At 44.3% G+C, this 18,885-nt stretch carries 17 protein-coding genes; 4 read left to right on the top strand and 13 right to left on the bottom strand.

Annotated elements, in window-relative coordinates:
- The 9 genes from GK047_RS19290 to GK047_RS19250 form a co-directional block, all read right to left on the bottom strand.
- Entirely contained in the window at positions 1 to 3,120 is a 3,120-nt protein-coding gene (locus GK047_RS19290) for a beta-galactosidase (RefSeq protein WP_163950449.1), read from the bottom strand.
- Positions 3,117 to 4,436 (bottom strand): glycoside hydrolase family 125 protein, encoded by a 1,320-nt coding sequence (locus tag GK047_RS19285; RefSeq protein WP_163950448.1) that lies wholly within the window; start codon positions 4,434 to 4,436, stop codon positions 3,117 to 3,119. The genes GK047_RS19290 and GK047_RS19285 overlap by 4 nt, the downstream gene beginning before the upstream one ends.
- Before the next feature lie 43 nt (positions 4,437 to 4,479).
- On the bottom strand, positions 4,480 to 5,403 hold the full coding sequence (locus GK047_RS19280) for an ABC transporter permease subunit (protein WP_163950446.1): 924 nt from the start codon (positions 5,401 to 5,403) through the stop codon (positions 4,480 to 4,482).
- Positions 5,404 to 5,431: 28 nt separating this feature from the next.
- Positions 5,432 to 6,370: an ABC transporter permease gene (locus GK047_RS19275; protein ID WP_163950443.1), complete on the bottom strand. Its 939-nt coding sequence runs from the start codon at positions 6,368 to 6,370 to the stop codon at positions 5,432 to 5,434.
- A gap of 71 nt (positions 6,371 to 6,441) precedes the next feature.
- The gene (locus GK047_RS19270; protein ID WP_163950442.1) at positions 6,442 to 7,923 is read right to left on the bottom strand and encodes an ABC transporter substrate-binding protein; all 1,482 of its coding nucleotides are present in this window, start codon (positions 7,921 to 7,923) and stop codon (positions 6,442 to 6,444) included.
- A gap of 177 nt (positions 7,924 to 8,100) precedes the next feature.
- Complete coding sequence (locus GK047_RS19265) at positions 8,101 to 9,621, bottom strand: response regulator transcription factor (protein WP_163950440.1); 1,521 nt, start codon at positions 9,619 to 9,621, stop codon at positions 8,101 to 8,103.
- Positions 9,614 to 11,437, bottom strand: a complete 1,824-nt coding sequence (locus GK047_RS19260; protein ID WP_163950438.1) for a sensor histidine kinase — start codon at positions 11,435 to 11,437, stop codon at positions 9,614 to 9,616. The genes GK047_RS19265 and GK047_RS19260 overlap by 8 nt, the downstream gene beginning before the upstream one ends.
- Before the next feature lie 143 nt (positions 11,438 to 11,580).
- On the bottom strand, positions 11,581 to 11,868 hold the full coding sequence (locus tag GK047_RS19255; RefSeq protein ID WP_163950436.1) for a CD3324 family protein: 288 nt from the start codon (positions 11,866 to 11,868) through the stop codon (positions 11,581 to 11,583).
- Between the two features lie 602 nt (positions 11,869 to 12,470).
- Positions 12,471 to 12,692, bottom strand: coding sequence for a hypothetical protein (locus tag GK047_RS19250; protein WP_163950434.1), 222 nt, complete (start codon positions 12,690 to 12,692; stop codon positions 12,471 to 12,473).
- 42 nt (positions 12,693 to 12,734) lie between these two features.
- Here GK047_RS19250 and GK047_RS19245 point away from each other — a divergent pair, with 42 nt between their 5' ends.
- Together GK047_RS19245 and GK047_RS19240 are read left to right on the top strand one after the other, a co-directional pair.
- Complete coding sequence (locus GK047_RS19245) at positions 12,735 to 13,055, top strand: YbjQ family protein (RefSeq protein ID WP_163950432.1); 321 nt, start codon at positions 12,735 to 12,737, stop codon at positions 13,053 to 13,055.
- Positions 13,052 to 13,300, top strand: a complete 249-nt coding sequence (locus GK047_RS19240) for an HD family phosphohydrolase (protein ID WP_163950430.1) — start codon at positions 13,052 to 13,054, stop codon at positions 13,298 to 13,300. The genes GK047_RS19245 and GK047_RS19240 overlap by 4 nt, the downstream gene beginning before the upstream one ends.
- 67 nt (positions 13,301 to 13,367) lie before the next feature.
- Here the strand turns inward: GK047_RS19240 and GK047_RS19235 are convergent, their stop codons facing one another.
- On the bottom strand, positions 13,368 to 14,963 hold the full coding sequence (locus GK047_RS19235; RefSeq protein ID WP_240344049.1) for a bifunctional metallophosphatase/5'-nucleotidase: 1,596 nt from the start codon (positions 14,961 to 14,963) through the stop codon (positions 13,368 to 13,370).
- Between the two features lie 146 nt (positions 14,964 to 15,109).
- Here GK047_RS19235 and GK047_RS19230 point away from each other — a divergent pair, with 146 nt between their 5' ends.
- Positions 15,110 to 16,033, top strand: a complete 924-nt coding sequence (locus tag GK047_RS19230; protein ID WP_163950426.1) for a phosphate/phosphite/phosphonate ABC transporter substrate-binding protein — start codon at positions 15,110 to 15,112, stop codon at positions 16,031 to 16,033.
- Between the two features lie 144 nt (positions 16,034 to 16,177).
- A complete protein-coding gene (locus tag GK047_RS19225; RefSeq protein WP_163950424.1) occupies positions 16,178 to 16,435 on the top strand; it encodes a hypothetical protein in 258 nt (85 codons plus the stop codon).
- A 70-nt stretch (positions 16,436 to 16,505) separates the two neighbouring features.
- On the opposite strand, the gene phnE (GK047_RS19220) is transcribed toward GK047_RS19225, so the two are convergent.
- Genes phnE (GK047_RS19220) through phnC form a run of 3 tightly spaced genes read right to left on the bottom strand, consistent with a single transcriptional unit; the run spans position 16,506 to position 18,840 of the window.
- Positions 16,506 to 17,294, bottom strand: coding sequence for a phosphonate ABC transporter, permease protein PhnE (gene phnE, locus GK047_RS19220; RefSeq protein ID WP_240344048.1), 789 nt, complete (start codon positions 17,292 to 17,294; stop codon positions 16,506 to 16,508).
- The gene (gene phnE, locus GK047_RS19215) at positions 17,291 to 18,070 is read right to left on the bottom strand and encodes a phosphonate ABC transporter, permease protein PhnE (RefSeq protein WP_163950418.1); all 780 of its coding nucleotides are present in this window, start codon (positions 18,068 to 18,070) and stop codon (positions 17,291 to 17,293) included. Before phnE (GK047_RS19215) ends, phnE (GK047_RS19220) begins: the two co-directional genes overlap by 4 nt.
- Positions 18,070 to 18,840: a phosphonate ABC transporter ATP-binding protein gene (phnC, locus tag GK047_RS19210; protein WP_163950415.1), complete on the bottom strand. Its 771-nt coding sequence runs from the start codon at positions 18,838 to 18,840 to the stop codon at positions 18,070 to 18,072. The genes phnE (GK047_RS19215) and phnC overlap by 1 nt, the downstream gene beginning before the upstream one ends.
- Positions 18,841 to 18,885: the final 45 nt, after the last annotated feature.

Genomic DNA, 18,885 nt, shown 5'->3' with positions numbered 1-18,885 from the left:
CTAACTCCTCTCAATATGAACTTCATGCGGACGGTAAACAGAGAGGAGCTTTCCTTCTAAGTCTGCTGCAAAGAGCACAGACCGCTCCTTCTCTAACGTGAAAGCGTACGTGGCATCACTGTCTGTATCTTTCACTTCCACCTTCACATTCCAAGCAAATTCAGAAACGAACACATATAAAAAACCGCTCTTAAAGCGTAGTTTTCTTCCATATACACCTGCAATATCGCCGCCTTGAATCCAGTGCAGCCCACTTTGACAGCCAGCCTCTTGGATAGCGTAACGATAAAGCTCCATCATCGTATCTGTCCGTTCGTTTAACTCCAGCGGTAGTGGACTCCAAATGAGCCTGCCTTTACCAAGAGCTACATCAACAACAGCATCGCCTCTTGTAACTGCTTCTGAAGAGGCGCCCTCACTTCCCGTCCTCACCTCTTTGACCACTTGGGCAATGCGGCGTTGACCGAATGACACGGGCAGCTCAGTTCCTTGCAGATGAAGAAGCTCCTCGCGACGCACATTCTGAAGTTCACTTATTCCCAGCTCATTGGTTAAACGCGGCGTTTGCTTCCAATACGCATCCAGGCTGATCGGCCCTGTTGCGAGCAAGATGGCCCCCGTGTGCTTCACGATATCCACAAGCTTATTCCAAGCTTGTTCATCGATGTTATGCGCGCTTGGAAGCACAATCAGCTTCGGCGGTTGATCCTCTAGTACATCCAAGTGATATTCCGATGCCCCGCGGAACGGCATATTCATTTCGTAAGCTAATACTCTAGTCAAGCGAGTCGTTGCATCGAAAGCTAATTTCCGATTGGACAGATCATTCGAATAAGGGAAGATCGCCACGATATCTTCCAGCTCGCGTTCCTGGAACAAATCTCTGATTTCTCCCATAAATTGTCCGAACGCATAAGACACATCTGCCTCCGGTTTCTCTGTGCCATCAGCACGAAGTGCACCGATATGCGATTCGTTGGCATTGTCCATATAGAAGTTCGTGTTCCAAATCCAGTGAACAGCCCCAGCGCCACCCGTTGAAAAGGCATACGCATATTTACGCTCCAACATGCTGCGCAGCTCATGCTCCGAACGCTTGGCGCGTCCATCTGGCGTCTCCACATACATGATGCCTGTTTCTTGAATCACATTAGGTTTATTGTGCGTTTTGGCAAAAATGCCGTCCCAAACAAGGTTATCGTTCAGCCACCAAGAATGAACGGTTGTATAATCAACCGCTTCCTGATAAAAGAATGGAGAAGGCCGCTGCGCGCCAAGCGCTTCATCCTGTCCAACCACAACGAGATGCTCCGGGCAAAGCTCCTTAATCGTATCATAAAGCTCTTTGGCCCAGCGGTTATGCATATCCATTGCGAATAAACAATAGTCCAGCCAGCGTGTTCCTTTCTTCGCCCGATGCATATCCTGTACGTCAAAGTTAATTTCTCCCGCTTCAGGAATGGTCGCCGCCGCGAAACTAGGAAGCTGCTCTGGCGACATATTCCATCGCTCCTGTAGGAGTTCAATGCTGCCGTGACGCTGTTCAAGCCACTCCACAAATGCCTTTTGTTCGAAGGCATCCTTACAAGAGCGGGGGCCGTCAGAAAAAATTTGCGCAGGATCAAACATCGATGGTTCATTAATTAAATCCCAATCCACATGCGTCGTCGTGCGATGACGCGACACGATTGAGCGGATAAACCGCTTTTGCGCCTCTACGCTTTGTGGATCCAAATAGGGATTAACTCCCTCCCAAGTCTCCGGTGTAAAGGAGAAAAAGGTGAAAGTCACCTGCAAATTATGCTTCTTAGCTGTTAAAAAGAAGGCATCAATGGCTCTCATGACTTCTTCCGAAGCATGCCCATCTACCTGCATGACGTTACGGTATGCTGTCCAAATACCAGTTCGAATCCAGTTAATACCTGCTTTAGCCATTTGGGCCATATCTCGATCCCAGACGTCAGCATTAGGTAAGAACAAAAATTTGCGAGCTACATCAGAGGTCATGTACGTCATCCCAACAACGGGAAGCGGGCGTTCATCCTTGATGAAGTAATCTCGGCCACATGTAATTGGATTGCCCTGTGCTAGCAAAATAGGGTCGTGTCCCCAAAAGCCCTGACGGAGTACGCGAATCTCTCCATCTTCCGCTTCCGCCTTACAGGTCACACGGTACAAGCCGCTTTGAATAGCTTCAGGTACATGAATACGCAGCACATTAAACTCTTTATTTACTTCAGCCTTCAAACGATGCGTCCATGCCGTCTGCACGCCATCCACATGTTCGACTGTAAGATCGAATGTCCATAATGCAGAATCTCCGCTCTGTTCCATTACTTGGGTCTGGAGCGTTAATACGGCGTGTTCGCCCGCCTCGTAGCTTGCATAATTGGGCTTGATCCAAAGCTCAGTAACCCCTTTGGCGCAAAATGCCGCCCACTCAAGTAAGGCCTGAGCTCCTCCATCCTGCCAAAATGATGCATGCAAGGAGACATTTACAAATATCCAACGAGAACCAACGAACGCGCCTCGGGAATTTTCCCAAAGGACAACTGGCGCAGCGACCTCACGGCCATCCGCACTTATTCCCTTCAGCAGCGGATGAATTTGCGTGCTCATCGTGCCTGCTGCACCCATTTGATGAGGCAAATCACTATTGCGAGTCGTATGAGGCACTAGGTTCCATGTATCTGCAATCGGGAACAACGATTCATACCCATTAAGCAGTGGGATGGTCTCTAGGGCTTTGTACGTGCGAATCGGAGCAGCTTCGACATGAAGCATTTCATGAATGTGCAATTCCTGATGATAGGCCGTTTGCTCGGCTTCCACATGCCAACCGTCCGCTTCGCTTCGCACGGGACGCTTGAAAGCTGCGCCGCCGATGCTCAGCAGCCCGCCGCCTCGCTTCAAAAACGCAAGGATTTCCGGCCATACCGACTTCGGAAAATAAGGAGCATGCAGATTAACGAAGCATCCGCCCTCGGCCGTTCGCAGCGCCTCGCCTAGCCCGTCAGCGTCTACGACGATCCCATCCTTTGCTAATATGTCGCTAGGCGCTTCAACTGCCATGCTGCTTGGAAAGGATGGATCATAGAAAATAAGGATCGGGCGACTCATAGCAACCCTTCCTTCATCGCCTTATACACGAGCTGAGAAAACAAGCTATTCGACCAAGCGAACCATTTTCTTGTAAAAATGGATGGATCGTCGACATGAAAACCTTCATGCATGTATCCGGTGTCTGCATCGGTCGCTTCCAGCATGGCGATCATCGCTAGCTTCTCTTCAGCTGTAGAAGCCGTCAATCCTTGCATCGACAAAGCCATATGCCAAATAAAATCGTTTGGCGTATGCGGGCTTCCGATCCCCTTTGCAACCTTGCCTTCAAAATAGAACGGATTTTCTTTGCTTAGCGCAAAGCGTCTTGTGTTCTGGTAGATTGGATCGTCAGCAGACACATAACCTAGGTAAGGAATAGACATGATTCCTGGCGTACCTGCATCATCCATGAGGCAGTAGTTGCCGAAGCCGTCTGTTTCGTATGCGTAGATCGGTCCAAATGTCGGATGGCGATAAATGCCGTACAACTGGATACCATGATCGATATCAGCTTCCAAATCTTTCAGCTCTTTTAAGAAGTCCATATCACGGAACACCCATTCCGCGAACTCTTGCATATGACGCAGCGCAACAACCGCGAACATATTTGCCGGAATGTTGTAATGGAAATCACAAGCATCATCGCTAGAACGAAAACCTGACCATACCATTCCTGTATAATTCACTGGCATACCAAGACCGTTATTGCGCAGTGAGTCCGTAGGAATCCCATTATCCCGGATGAAGCGATAAGGGGATTGTTCAAAGTGATGCTGCTCTGTCTTAAACAAATCGGTAATTTTGCGCATGGCCGCTTTGAAACCAGCATCGAAAATATCCGTTTGCTCCGTTTCTTTCCAATAGGCAAATGCGAGGCGCATCGAGAAGCAGAGTGAATCAAGCTCAAACTTCCGCTCCCATACCCATGGCGACATATCCGTTTGGTCTGCTTTGTTCCAATGCCAATCGTTGGCTGATTCGTTAAATGCGTTGGCATAAGGATCAATATGAATATATTGAATATGCCGTTTAATCAATCCGCTAATAATGCGCTGAAGATCAGAATCATTTTTGGCAAAAGGCACGTAATGCATCACTTGCTCAACCGAATCACGCAGCCATGACGCAGGAATATCCCCGGTAATAACGAAGGTCGTTCCATCCTCCATCAGTTTGGTCGTTGTTTCTAAGGTGTTAGGAAAGCAATTTTTAAATAATTGTAAAAGCTTCGGGCGATGAGCCAGCTTCTCCTCGGCTTCGTCCAATACTTCTTGAATCGCCTTTGGCAGCTCTAGCTTCGGCATCGGAATTTTCGGCAGTCTGAATTGTTCCATGGTAAGTCCTCCAAGTCTATTTAATTAATGAATGTCTAATGAACTACTCTTTCACAGCTCCAATTGTCAAACCTTGAATAAAGTAACGTTGGAAAAATGGATAAGCAAAAATTATCGGTCCAGTAGCTAGAACAACCATCGCCATCCGCGACGTATCTTGAGGCAGTGATTCCAGCAAGCGAATACCAATGGACGGATTGCTTGTGTTCTGAAGCAGGAACTGCATACTGTTCTCAATTCTCATCAGCATCGACTGCAGCGGCACGAGATTTGGCGTATCAATGTAAAGCAGTGCATTAAACCAGTCGTTCCAATAACCTAAAGTACTAAACAAACCTATTGTTGCTAGCCCTGGAAGAGAAAGCGGCAGCACCAATTTTATGAAAATCCCAAATTCGCCGGCTCCGTCGATTTTCCCCGATTCAATAATCGCGTCAGGAACAGACGTACTGAAGAAAGTACGCATAATCATAATGTAAAAAGCATTTCCCGCTAAAGGTAAAACCAAAGCCCAAAGCGAATCTTTAAGTCCCATCAATTGGGTAACGACGATATAGGTTGGCACAAGACCACCATTGAACAGCATCGTGAAAAAAGCGAAGAAACCAAAAAAATTGCGAAATTTAAAACTTTTTCTTGAAATTGCATACGCAAATGTAGCGGTCAAAAGTAAGCTTACGATCGTACCGACCACCGTCACGAGAATGGTTACACCGTAAGAGAGAAGAAGCTGATCCCCTGCTTTAAACAAATATCTGTAGGCTTCCAGACTCCACTTCTCAGGGAAGATCCGATAACCGTTCGTACTCAAAGTTTTTTCATCTGTAAACGAAATGATCGTCACAAATAGAAAAGGAAACACACACGCCAACGCGAAAAGCGCAGCAACTAGATTAAAAAGCACATTCAACACGGGTGGCAATTTATGAAAATCACGACTTTTAATCGATTTTGCAAATACAGACACGATAATTTCCTCCTTTCAATCGAAGAATTTAGAACAACGCATTGTCTTTATCGAATTTTCTTACAATATAATTCGAAGTGATGACAAGAATAAAGCCAATAACCGATTGATATAAACCAGCTGCCGTACTCATACCAATCTCCCCAGTGGATTTAAGCCCACGATATACATACGTATCAATAACATTCGTTACAGAGTACAGGGTTCCTGAGTCTCTAGGTACCTGCAAGAACAATCCGAAATCCGCATAGAAAATGCGCCCAATAGCTAATAGCGTCAGAATCGTCATCAGCGGTTTCAACATTGGGAAGGTGATATGCCTAATTTGCTGCCATTTACTCGCGCCATCAATCATCGCAGCTTCATAAAGCGATTTATCAATCCCCATGATCGCAGCCAAATAAATGACGCTGCTATATCCGACCGACTTCCATAAGTAAACAAGAATAATAATAAGTGGCCAATACGTCTTGTCGTTGTACCACTGGACTGCATCGACGCCAAACCATGCAAAAATATGATTGAGCATCCCTTTATCGAAGCTTAGGAAACTGAACACGAAGTAACCAACGATAACCCAAGATAAGAAATAAGGCAGGAACATTCCCGTTTGGTATACCTTCGCCAGCTTCTTATTGGCAATCTCAGAAAGCACAATAGCTAAGCCTACTGAAAGCACAAGCCCAGCAATAATGAACACAATATTGTAAAGGATTGTGTTCCGGGTAATGATATAAGCATCATTGGTACTGAATAGGAATTGGAAGTTTTTAAGCCCTACCCACTTACTTTCTATAATACTTGCCCAGAATCCATCTCGGCTGTATCGGTATTGCTTAAATGCGATCACCATGCCGGCCATCGGCAAATAAGAGAAGAACAGAAACCAAAGCGTTGCTGGCAATGCCATGAGCAGCAGCACTCTACTTTGTTTGACATCTTTAAAAAATGCTCCTATCCGATTCATAAAGTCACCCCTCACGATAAGATTAAAAGGATCAGACGAATGTTCAACATTCGCCTAATCCAAAACTTGATTTATTTCTTATTTGCTGCTTTCCATGCATCAACCTGACTTTGTGCTTCAGCCATGATTTTATCCAGTCCAGCTGCTTTAAACTTATCATTCGCTAAAGGAATGTATTTGTCAGGATCAACCGTTCCTGTCATCAAGGTAGCCCAGAATTCTTCTTTCACGTTTTGAACCGCCGCGATCTCATTGATCACTTTGGAAGGATCGAAGTTGAAGCCAAGAAGAGGTGCAGCTACACCAGTATCGTTAAACTTTTTGAACTCTTCCCATTTGTTTTCTGGATCTTTTTTATCTTTGTACGTAAGCAAGACGTTACCCAATGAGAAGGTTGGCATATCATAGTTTTTGGACTCTGGCAGGTTTTCCATTTTGTCGTTGTCTACTTTTTTGAAGTGAACGCCTTCAATACCGGAATCGACCATATTTCTAAGCACTGGATCTGTATTCAGCAGGTTCAAGAATTCCATAGCTTTCTCTGGATACTTGGAGTTCGCCGAAATCGCTTGCATAGAGCCCATGACGGACCAGTTGTAAATATAAGCTGGACTTGCTTGTTTGGAAACAACCGGGTAGCCATAGCTAGCAGACCAAAGGTTATCCGCGAATGGTTGGTTCGTCGCTTTGTCAGAGAACCATTTGCCAGTCACTTGTACATCATTTAAAGAAGTAAGTGTTGATGCTTCTGTTGGGATGTAACCAGCTTTGTAATATTTATTCATTGTTTTAAGCGATTGCTTCATTTCAGGCGTATCCAAAATGTTAACCACTTTATAATCTGTGTTTTCTATTTTCACAGCCATCGGCATTTTTTCGATGATGTAGTCATAAGGAACAAACGGCATATAGGTTTTGTCCACAGCTAATCCGTAAATGTTCGGTTCTTTTTCTTTGATCGTTTTAAGCAAAGGCTCCAAGCTTTCGATCGATTTTACGTTATCCAAGTTCAAGTTATACTTATCGACTAAATTTTTGTTAAAGCGCCATACGTCCTGAGCTGGAAGCTCTTTGTTCGCGGGCACGCCATAGTTATGACCATCGACTTTGGAACCGTTCAAGAATGCAGGATCCAGTGCTTTCACGATGCCTTGTCCATTTTTTTGGAGAAGTTCGTCAATTGGCTTGAATGCGCCTTTACGAGCATTTTGTACATAATCAAAAGCCCATGATGAGGTGAACATAATGTCCATTGGAGTTCCTGAAGCCGTCATAACCTGCATTTTTTGCGGATAGTCGCCCCAGTCCGTCATATTCATTTTTACGGTTACACCGATTTTTTCTGCTGTGTATTTACTAACTTCCGCCATTACGCGATCAACGTCTTTTTGTGGAGTTCCGATTGTGTACCAGATTAACTCTACTGGCTTAGCCGACGTTCCCGCTCCTTTAGCATCGCTGGTTTCTTTGCTACCGCCACATGCACTAAGCAGCATGGAAACTGCAAGCACGGGTGTAAGTGTTCTAACAAAATTTTTGGTTGCCTTACTCATAGTAATACCTCCCTGTGTTGATTGCTCTATTGTTTCTGCCCTAAGGGCTATCCTTACAGTACCGCATGAAAGCATTTACAAATAGACGATAAATTAAATGTACGCTGTAAAAATCAAAGAAAAAAACGCTATCATTCATAAAAACGATACAAAAAAGGACTAGCTCTCCAGTTTTCCCTAGAGCAGTCCTCGATAATCCAACGGGGAGATCCCCACATATTTTTTGAATTGTTTATAAAAATACCCGGCTTCCCAATATCCGACTTCTCTGGCGATGACATGCACCTTCGAATGTGTCGTTTTGAGCAGCTCTTTCGCCTTCTCGATTCGGTACCTGTTGATGTACTCCGTAAACGATTCATTTATTTCCTTGTGGAACAACTGCCCTAAATAGACGGGATGAATATGATAGTGCGCTCCGAGCATTTTAAGGGATAGCTCCTCCGCATAGCTTTGATGAATATATTTCAACACCTGTTGAACAATCGGACTTCGAACATCTGAAATTAAAAATCCAATCGTAGTGTCTGCCATCTTTTGGATCGCAGCTTCTAGATTTTCTATCGTCTCAGCGCGCCTTATTTGCTGAAAGGCTTCATTATATACGTCGTTTTCCTCAGTATGGCGTATCGCTTTTAACTCCATTTTAAAACGGATCACCATCTCGAACGCAATATCCCGAAAATCCTGGGGCGTAATTCCCGCCAGTCCCTGAATCCGTTTGAAATCCCCCTGAATCTGTTGGCGCAAGTTCTCTTGATCCCTGGCAACAATGAGTTTGGCATAGATAGCCCACTCAATCATGGAGAAATCCACTTTTTGATTGCCCTGACTAAAAGCAAGCTCACTAGCATCTATCAATTGCAGCTCCGGATAAATCCAGAAATATTCTTGTACTTTCTTAGCGCTTGCATAGCTTTGTCCAGCCTGCTCGGGAAGATGCTCCACATTGCCGATTGAAATACGGAGAGGCTGATCCTGCATGCCGACCTGTAGCTCCTGAAACAAACGAATCAGTTCCATTTTACCATGCTCGACCTCATCCATCGCAGCAAGGACGATGACGTCCCCATCCATATCACAAAATGAGGTAATCCAGTCGTACGGCTCCACCTGAGCTGAAATGTGCTCGAATATCTCCGCAGTATCGGACTCACTCCTTAACACAGAAGCCGCCATAAAGGCGCGGTCGAGATCGATACCCAGCAGATCCACCCGCTCGTAAAATTCCAATGGCGCAATTTGATGAGTTAACCAGCGATGCAGCGTGTTATCCTTCAAAACTTGCTTATTGAAAGCCTGAGCTAAACTAGTTTCTTTGAACGTATTGAGCTTCTTAATCGTATTGTGAAGCGTTGCTTTAAGTTCCTTAATATTAATTGGCTTCAATAAGTAATTTTCGATCCCGAGCATCATGCCTTCTTTTAAATAAGAGAACTCATCGAATCCGCTCAGGACAATCACTTTTAAATCAGGGTGAACCTTTCTAGCTTCTCGAATCAAATCTAGACCATTCATCACTGGCATGGATATATCCGTCATTAAAATATCCACTGATGTTTCTTGTAAGGCTTCCAACGCCTTCTGTCCATCGCTGGCTTGTCCAACAATTTCAAGCCCCACTTCGGCCCAATCGATTATGTCATAGAGTCCTTCTAGAATAAAAGGCTCGTCATCAACAATAAAGACCCTAAACATCGTAAACCCCTCTCCCATCGTCCATTGGCAGCCACACGTCCACCGTGGTTCCTACCCCAGGTTCACTATGCAGCTTAATCCCGTACTTACTGCCATAGAGCAGCTTGAGGCGTTGATTGATACTGCGAAGACCGAAAGATCCCTCTTCAGTTTCCTCGGCATGCAAGGATTGCTCCATAACAATTAAACGGTCAGCTGCAATGCCTTTTCCGTTGTCCTTCACTTGAACATGAAGAAAATTTTCGACCTGCTTCACTCGAATTTGAAGCTCATTATCAGTGAAATCGTTTCGTAAGCCATGCACAATATAATTTTCAATAATCGGCTGCAGCGACAATTTGAGCACGCGAATGTGAGCCAACTTCCGATCCCACTCGATCGAATATGTAAACTTATCCTTATAGCGTATCTGGAATAACTCCAAGTACAAGCGGCAAGCTTCGAGCTCATCCTTCAGTGTATATATTTTCTTCTGCTGGACAAAGCTTCGGAATAATGCAGATAAGCTATAAATCATTTCACCAACGTCATGGGCGCCTTGAGAAATGGCCCGCATGCGGATTACTTCGAGCGTGTTGTATAAAAAGTGAGGGTTAACGCGGGCCTGTAGAGCTGACAACTCTGTATGCTTCTGCTTAATATCCGCCTTATACACCCGGTCGATGTATTGGTTCAATTCATCAATCATGTCATTAAAGCTGCGGGATATTTGCCCAAGTTCGTCCTCGCGGATATCTGGAATCCGTGCGGTCAGATCCCCTTGTTTGACCTTCCGAGTAAAGCGAATAATCAAATTCGTTCGTTTCGCAACGTTCATCATGACGAGTGAAGGTAATAGTATCGCGAAAAAAATGCAAATCGCGCTAATCATAAAAATGGTACTCCCTATGCGCCGGGAGGAAGCGCCAAGCTCCTCTTTGGGCATTATCCCAACAACGATAAAATCCCCTTTATTTTGCGTCAACTTGGTCACATAGTCACCATTCTTGTAATCACTATTCTCATACAGCGAGTTAACTTGATCCATGTAAGGATAAGGCTTCCCATAGAAATGGTCAGAGGAATCGAACAATACGCCGCCATCAGGAGTTAGAACAAGAATCGTCCCTTTCAGATCCTTCTTATCTGCGGATAATACTTTCCAAATGCCATCGGAGCTAAAATATACAACCTGTTGACCTATATTTTTTAAGGTTTGTTTATCGTTAATAGGCGAACGTATCGAATACAAATGATTATCCCACTGGTTGGCGGCTTCTCGCAGCCAAACATTCGGCAACGACACACTCTTATTATCCAACGCCATTGCTTCAGGAATGTAAGAATGCGCCGCGTTGGCAGAGGCTATCCTTAGCTGCCGATCTTGACTTAACACATACAAAACCTGTTGATCTACGCTGTACAGCATCAAATTGCGAATATCTCCATCGTCTTCCAAACGATTTTTGAAATATTGCAAGCCATCCTTCCACGTGCTGTTTCCGCCTAAATTATACTGTTCGAGACCATGCTGCACATACTCCTGGAAGGGATGCTGAAGCATAAAGGACACTCCCGCAGACAGCGAGCTATCCCGATATAAGCCGAACAGAATCGATTGCGCCGCTTCATATTTATCGCCCAAATAATTAGTTACGTTAGCCATTGCTTTCTTCTGTGTATCCAGTTCTCGATTGAGCGCAGCTTGTGACATGGAGTGATACATGAAATAGGAGAACGAAATAATTGTGATCACCGTAATTAGAGAGAACAGAAGTAGCAGCCTCATAAACAAATTATTTTTTAAGTAGTTCCGATAGATCTTCCCGAGCCCCATACAATCAACTCCTGCTGTTAGTCAGGTTTCATTATAACATGTCATGTACGACGCACGAAAATATGTTAGGTTAAAAAGCTATATGAACTAGATATTTCGATATTTGAACATAAAAAAAAACAGCAACCCTATGGTCGCTGTTTCTACGCTTGATTTGCAGTTAGTTCGCGAGTTTTCACGATAATTTTGCGAATGCTGTCTTCAGAAAGATGAAAGACTTTGATCAGTTCCATCACTGTGGAACCATTCTGATACAAACGAAAAATTTCACGATTTCTACGCTCAATAATAACTCGAGTTCCGTTGTTTTCTCCCCATCCTGCGCGTTTCTGCTCTTTCTTAGGGATATATACAATTTCACCTTGGATATATTCTTGTAATTGTTTTAATAGGTTTGGGGGAAGAACGTCCTTCCCGTTCTTGTAACTCATGGATGAGAACCTCCTCAAATGTGTAGATCAAAGTAAACTTTGTCTGATTTGCAGAGAGTATCTTCATCGCCCCTAAACCTCCTACCATTCTCAAAAAATGGAATAAAAAAAACACGATCATAATCGTGCCTGCCGGTTGTATATGCAATTATACAAAATTCAGGTGAACGGTTATTCCACGAATGATATTCAGTTAGGAGACGAGTACCTCTGCGGCTGCCGCAATCATCGCTACTGTCATTGTGTTCATCTTGTTCATTGAAATACACTCCCTTCACTTTGTATTGGTTGGTGTTCATGATGGTTCATAATTCTCATTATATGTAAAAAGCTTCTTGCTGTCTACTCGTTATGTAAAAATTATTGGGAGGCCTTTCGGCCTCCGTAAAACGATTGCCTCCGCTTACGCAGAGACCACCTCTGTTGTTGTTGTAATCACTTTGATCACTCCTTTCCTCAGGAATAAGCCGGCCGGCTACATCTCTATTTACTCATATTTCCAATCCTTCCTCAAGTGAAAGAATGGTTATATTGATTCTCTCCTAAAGAGAAAGGACTAAGAGTAAGTGATTTTGGGGGCCAGTCGTCGTCATCTTCCTGGACTATCCTTGGCAGGTCTTAGAATCTTCACTTCTCGTCCAACGCTTGATGACCACACCACTGGCGCCAAGCAGCGCGCGGATATCGCGCGCGAACTCCACGGTGTGCTTCCCGTCGCCATGAATGCAATTGGATGCTTCAGGCCATAATTCAATCATGTTCATTCTTGGAACCCCCTGCTTTTTCATTCGTACTAAGTTAATACTATCTAATCCCCTAGCCATGGAGCATAGACTATTTTTTTATTAAAAAGGAGCGATTTAATCATGATTGTAGCTACAACAGAAGGCATTGCGGGTTATGAGGTAACTGAGGTGCTCGGAAGCGCATTCGGAGTCGTTGTTCGCGCTAGAGGCATTGGCGGAGATATTCTGGCTTCTCTCAAAGGTCTTGTAGGCGGAGAGGTGACTCAGTACACTCAGATGGTTGAGGACGGACGTCGTCAAGCCATGGATCGGATGGTCAAAAATGCAGCGGCCATGGGTGCCGACGCTATTGTTATGATGCGTTTTGACAGTGGCGATATCGGCCAGAATATGAGTGAGATCGTCGCTTACGGAACAGCCGTTCGCACGCGTAGGTTATGAACAGCCTCGCCCCACTTGTTCTTATGTATGGATTATGGTTCATCGGCTTTATTGTTCTACTTCTTCTTGGCTGGTTCGTCTATGATAAACGATACCAAAGCAAGGAAACGGCGCATTCGAATAAGCCATCTCATGGCTTCGTGTGGACCGCTGAAGTATTTATTGATCCCAAGGACGGATTAACCTACAGAGTATACTACAACCCTCGATCTGGCGATCGAGCATACATTCGTGAGAACGAGTAAGCACCATGCCAAAAAGCCGCTTACAAGCAAGAGCAGATGCTCCAAGCTTGTAAGTGGCTTTGGCTGTTTAATCCCAGATGACTTCCCAATTGTTATTGATCGTTGCTTCAATCGTGCCTCTTTCCATGATATAGCTTGCAAGAAGCTCAGCTACATCTGTCGGAATATCTTTAACAACAGGCTTGTCCTGGAACATGGCATAGTTTCCGCCGCCACCGGCGCGGTAGTTGTTCATGACCACCTCAAACGAAGCGGATAAATCAAGCGGTTTACCAGCATAATCAAGCTCGATAACGCGAGTGCCAACAGGACGGGATAGATTGATTTTATAAGAAATCCCTTCCCACATATCATAGTTATAGTGCTGAGGCTTCGGGTCTCGGAATTTGGCGCTTACCTGGATCGCCCCATCCGGTGCAAGTTCAAAGTACTCCGCCGATTGCTCTAATGCATCTTTGATGTCTTGTCCTGTAATGCGAATTACCTTCAGTGTGTTCGGATAAATATAGTTAGATACGATATCTCTCATCGTGATATCCGCGGGAAAGCCAGGCGATATGTTATCAAACAGAGCTGTATTGGAAATAGTCGCGCCAGATAACTCCATCTGAACCTTATTAATGAATTCTATGAGTGCACTATCTTTCAAACGAATTTGCATCGGGTCCTTAACCAGCATATCGCCTGTTAGCTTGCCAATCGGTTGATCGAGCCACTTCTGCGTCTTTGCCTCGTACTCACTAACAAGCTCAACCAGCTTCGGATCCGCATCGACACCCACGACTGAAATCAATTCGGACTTCTTAGCATTAAGCAGCCACTTTCCATCGCTTTGGACCAGTTCCACCTGGACTTTGCCAAGTGTGGCGCCCAAGCTTCCCGGCTGTACAATCACAACGCCATTGATCTCGATATCAGCGATACTCCGGTGTTGGTGTCCCGTAAGCAAAACATCGATTCCTTCCACTTCTGTGCACAGCCGATACCCTTGATTTTCGCCTGTTAGCGGTTCGGTTGGTGCGCCTGTCCCAGGATCTCTTTCAAACCCTCCGTGATAGGAAACGATAACCACATCCGCATGTTCTTGCTCCTTCATTATAGGAACCCACTTCGTTGCCGTTTGTACCGCATCTTCAAATCGCAGCCCTTGAATATGATTCGGATTTTCCCAATTTGGAATATAAGGCGTTGTCAGACCTAAAATTCCTATTTTGACGCCATTGGGCAGTTCTTTGATCAAATAAGGCTTTCCTAGAAAAGGTTCTCCGCTTGCCGCATCCACAACGGTTGCGCACAACCATGGAAAGTGTGATTCTTTCACTGCTTTCCCTAATACATCAAGCCCATAATTAAATTCATGATTGCCAAGAACCGCTGCGTCAGCTTGCAAGTAATTAAGGCCCAACACCATGGGGTCTATCGGCGTATTGTCCAATCTTGCATGATGATAAGCAAGCGGAGTTCCTTGAATGAGATCACCGTTATCAATATAAATCACATTTTGTTCTTTCCTGCGTTCGTCAGCAATTAATGTCGCAATTTTCGACAGACCTACGTCGTTAGACTTATTATTTGCATAGTGGATGGGCAGCATGCTGCCATGCAGATCACTCGTTTCTAATATTGTAATTACACATGTCTCAGAGCTCTGTTTTCCGACCATTTTTTCACTCCTAAATGCCATTATTTTGTAACAATTCACAGGGATTCTGTCACATTAACAAATACTTTACACCATCTTCCATAACTACTGTGTTAATGTTATATTACTTCTTGTGTCATTGTAAATAATTAAACGGAGGTCAAAACATGATTAAAAAGTTTGCAGCAATTAGTTTGTCTTTAGTGGTGGTAGCTGGTTTAGCAGCTGGGTGTGCAAAAAAAGAAACATCCGCTAAAAATTATGCGCCAAAAGAACTAAAAGTTCAATTCGTGCCATCCCAAAGTGCTGAAACGCTGGAAGCAAAAGCAAAACCGCTTGAGAAACTTTTGACTGATCAATTGAAAATTCCTGTAAAAGTTAGTGTATCTACTAACTACAACACAATCGTAGAAGCTATGGCATCCAAACAAGTAGACGTAGGCTTCTTGCCTCCTACCGCATACGTACAAGCCAAAGAAAAAGGCGCAGCTGAAGTTATTCTTCAAGCACAACGCTTTGGTGTAGACCCAAAAACAGGCGGTAACACAAAGGATCTCGTTGACTTCTACCGCGCAATGATCATTACAAAAGCAGATTCACCGATTAAAGATGTTAAAGACCTGAAAGGCAAAACTATTGCTTGGCAGGACGTTACTTCTTCCGCAGGTTATGTATGGCCAGCAGCTGAAGTCAAAAAAGCTGGCGTAGATCCTGAGAAAGACGTAAAAGGCATCACAGTTAAAGGCCACGATAAAGGCGTTCTTTCCGTTCTGAACGGTGACACAGATGCAGCAGCGATCTTTGAAGATGCTCGTAATACTGTGAAAAAAGACAAGCCAGACATTTTCGACAAAACCAAAGTTGTTCTTTATACACAACCTATTCCTAATGATACGATCTCCGTTCGTTCCGACATGAGCGCTGAGTGGGTTAAGAAACTTCAAGATGCATTCATCGCAATCGGTAAGAACGAAGAAGGCAAAAAAATCATTCAAGAAGTTTACTCTCACCAAGGTTACGTAGTATCCGATGACAAGAAATTCGATATCGTTCGTGAATATGGCAAAGCAGTAGCAGGCGAGAAGAAATAATAATTTTCATTATAAAAAGAGCGTACCTCCAGGTCTTTCGTGACCAAAAGGTACGCTTTTTTGTATTTATGAAAATTATTTTTCGCCCTCATGTGACGAATACACACTTCTGCTTGTCATAGTATAGTAGAGAGGTGAATTTTGATGTTTGAATGGCTCATTATTTGTAAGGAACAGGTTAAAATTACTTGCGGGGCACATACCCTTGTAGGTACAATCTCAAATTATTACAAAGCCTTCCAGCTCATCAAAATCCAGAATGTATTAATTCCCATTGAATGTATTAGAGAAATTGAAGTGCTGGAGAGCAGCGCCTCATCCACCCTGCATGAACCTGAAAGCACAGAAGATAGACGTTCAAATCCTATTGATCTGTTCGCCAAGAGGCTAGCCCGCACTTAATGTAGTCACATTTGGGGGAAAAGAAAAAAAGAAGCCACCAACTTAGGATGGCTTCTTTTATGCTGCTCGCTTAAACGAGCTTTTTACGCAAGTAGGAGGAAATGTAATCGATAATGGTTACCGTTACAATGATACCTAGAATAATGATTCCTACACGTGGCCAGGAACGGGCTTCCAGAGCGAAGATGAGCGGTGTACCGATCCCCCCTGCTCCAACGATTCCAAGAATCGCAGCGGAGCGAACGCTAATTTCGAAGCGATATAAGGTGAATGAGAAAAATTCAGGCAGTACTTGTGGAATAACGGCAAACCATAACATTTGCAGCCGATTCGCGCCACAAGCGACCAGCGCCTCTGTAGGTCCTTTGTCCATGTTTTCGATAGCCTCAGAGTACAGCTTCCCCAGCATTCCGATAGAATGCAATCCAAGTGCCAGAACACCCGCGTATGCGCCAGGTCCGACGGCTTTAATGAACATTACGGCAAGTACGAGCTCCGGGAACGTTCGGATAAAAGTCAGTACAAACTTACCCGAGCCAGAAATCCATTTTCTTACACTCATATTTGTCGCTGCCCAGAAAGCAAACGGCACGCATAGGACTGCTGAAATGAATGTTCCTAAAATCGCGATAGCCAGCGTGTCTAAGATACCGCGGAGCAAGTCCTCTCCCTCAGGCATATATACATAACCCCAGTCGGGATGAAACAAGCCTTTAAAGATGGCTACCGTAAATTCACCAGCTGTTTCTTTAATGGAAGAAAAGTGAATTCCCTGAATAGACCAAACATAAATAATTACAATAACGATTGCGATGAGCCAAAAGCGAATTCGTTCGCGAGCCGGTTTTACAGGGTTCATAGCCATTTCTCCCTAATTTTATTGCTGACGTAATCAATAATCATTACGACGATAAAGGTTACGAGGACAATCATCGCTGTATTATCGTAGCGGAACTGATTGAGGGATCTCTCAAGCAAGAAGCCGATGCCCCCTGCTCCCACCATACCAAGAATCGCTGAAGCTCTGATATTCACTTCAAATGTATATAGAAAATAACTGATGAAAGCCGACGTAACCTGCGGGATAACACCGTAATGTATCCACTGTAATTTATTTGCACCTACGGCTGTCATCGCCTCTAGCGGTCCTGGATCGATAGCTTCAATGGATTCATATAGAAGCTTGGATACAATACCAAAAGAGAATACAACCAACGCTAGCACCCCTGCCAAAGGTCCGATACCGAAGATCGTCACAAACAAAGTTGCATAGAGCAACTCAGGAATCGCTCTGAACAAGTTCAATATGAATCGAGCCGGATAATAGAGGACTGGATATTTCGACACATTTTGAGAGGCAAAAAAAGCAATTGGAATGGCTAGTATCGCCCCAATGGTTGTACCAATAATCGCCATTTGAATCGTTTCCAGAATCGGTTCCCAAATGGTTGACATGTAGCTAAGGTTGGGCGGGAGCATCTCCCACACAATTTGGAACATTTGATCTGAATTCGTGATCAAATTGATCAAGCTTGCGTCTGTCTTGTAAGCGCTCCAAGCGAGCAGCAGAACGACTATCGTCATGTTCAAATAGAATTTAGTACGATCGGGACGCTTAAGAGGGGCTCCCTTCATTACGCGTTCCCTCCCAGAAGCTCGTCTTCATGAATGGCACGTCCATAAATTTCTGAGAATTTGGCGTCTGTCGCTTCAGAAACTGGGCCGTCGAACACGACTTGTCCAGCGCGTAGACCGATAATGCGAGTTGCATACTCTCTCGCCAAATCAATAAAGTGCAAATTGACAATCGTTGTAATGCCTAGCTCTTGGTTAATCCGCTTCAAGTCATCCATCACTTGTCTCGTTGTCAATGGATCCAAGGATGCCACAGGCTCATCTGCCAATATGATTTTGGCCTCTTGAGCAAGCGCTCTGGCGATGGATACACGTTGTTGTTGACCACCGGACAATTCATCAGCGCGTGAATAAGCCTTTTCGCGAATGTTTACTCTCTCCAGTGCATTCAGGCACAAATCAATATCTTCTTTTGGGAAAAGTCCCAGGAGTGTTTTCAATGTCGAATGATAGCCTACACGACCCGACAAGACGTTACGCAAGACAGAAGAACGCTTGACTAAATTAAAGTTTTGGAAAATCATTCCGATGTCTCTACGCATCCGACGTAGTTCCAAACCTTTTGCAGAAGTAATGGATTTACCATCAATTAGAATCTGACCGTCTGTAATCTCATTCAAACGGTTAATGGAACGAAGCAAGGTGGATTTACCGGCGCCCGAAAGCCCTACGATAACCACAAATTCACCGGGGTGAATCGTCAAGTTAATATCGTTCAGTCCTACCGTTCCGTTAGGATACACTTTGGAAATGTGCTGAAACTCAATCATATAAGTCCTACTTTCTTTAATGGTGTTAAAAAGATCAGTAGACTA

Source organism: Paenibacillus sp. SYP-B3998 (assembly GCF_010820665.1).
Lineage (GTDB): Bacteria > Bacillota > Bacilli > Paenibacillales > NBRC-103111 > Paenibacillus_E.
The sequence above is the reverse complement of the archived record's forward strand: the minus strand, read 5'-3'. Positions and strand labels throughout refer to the sequence as shown.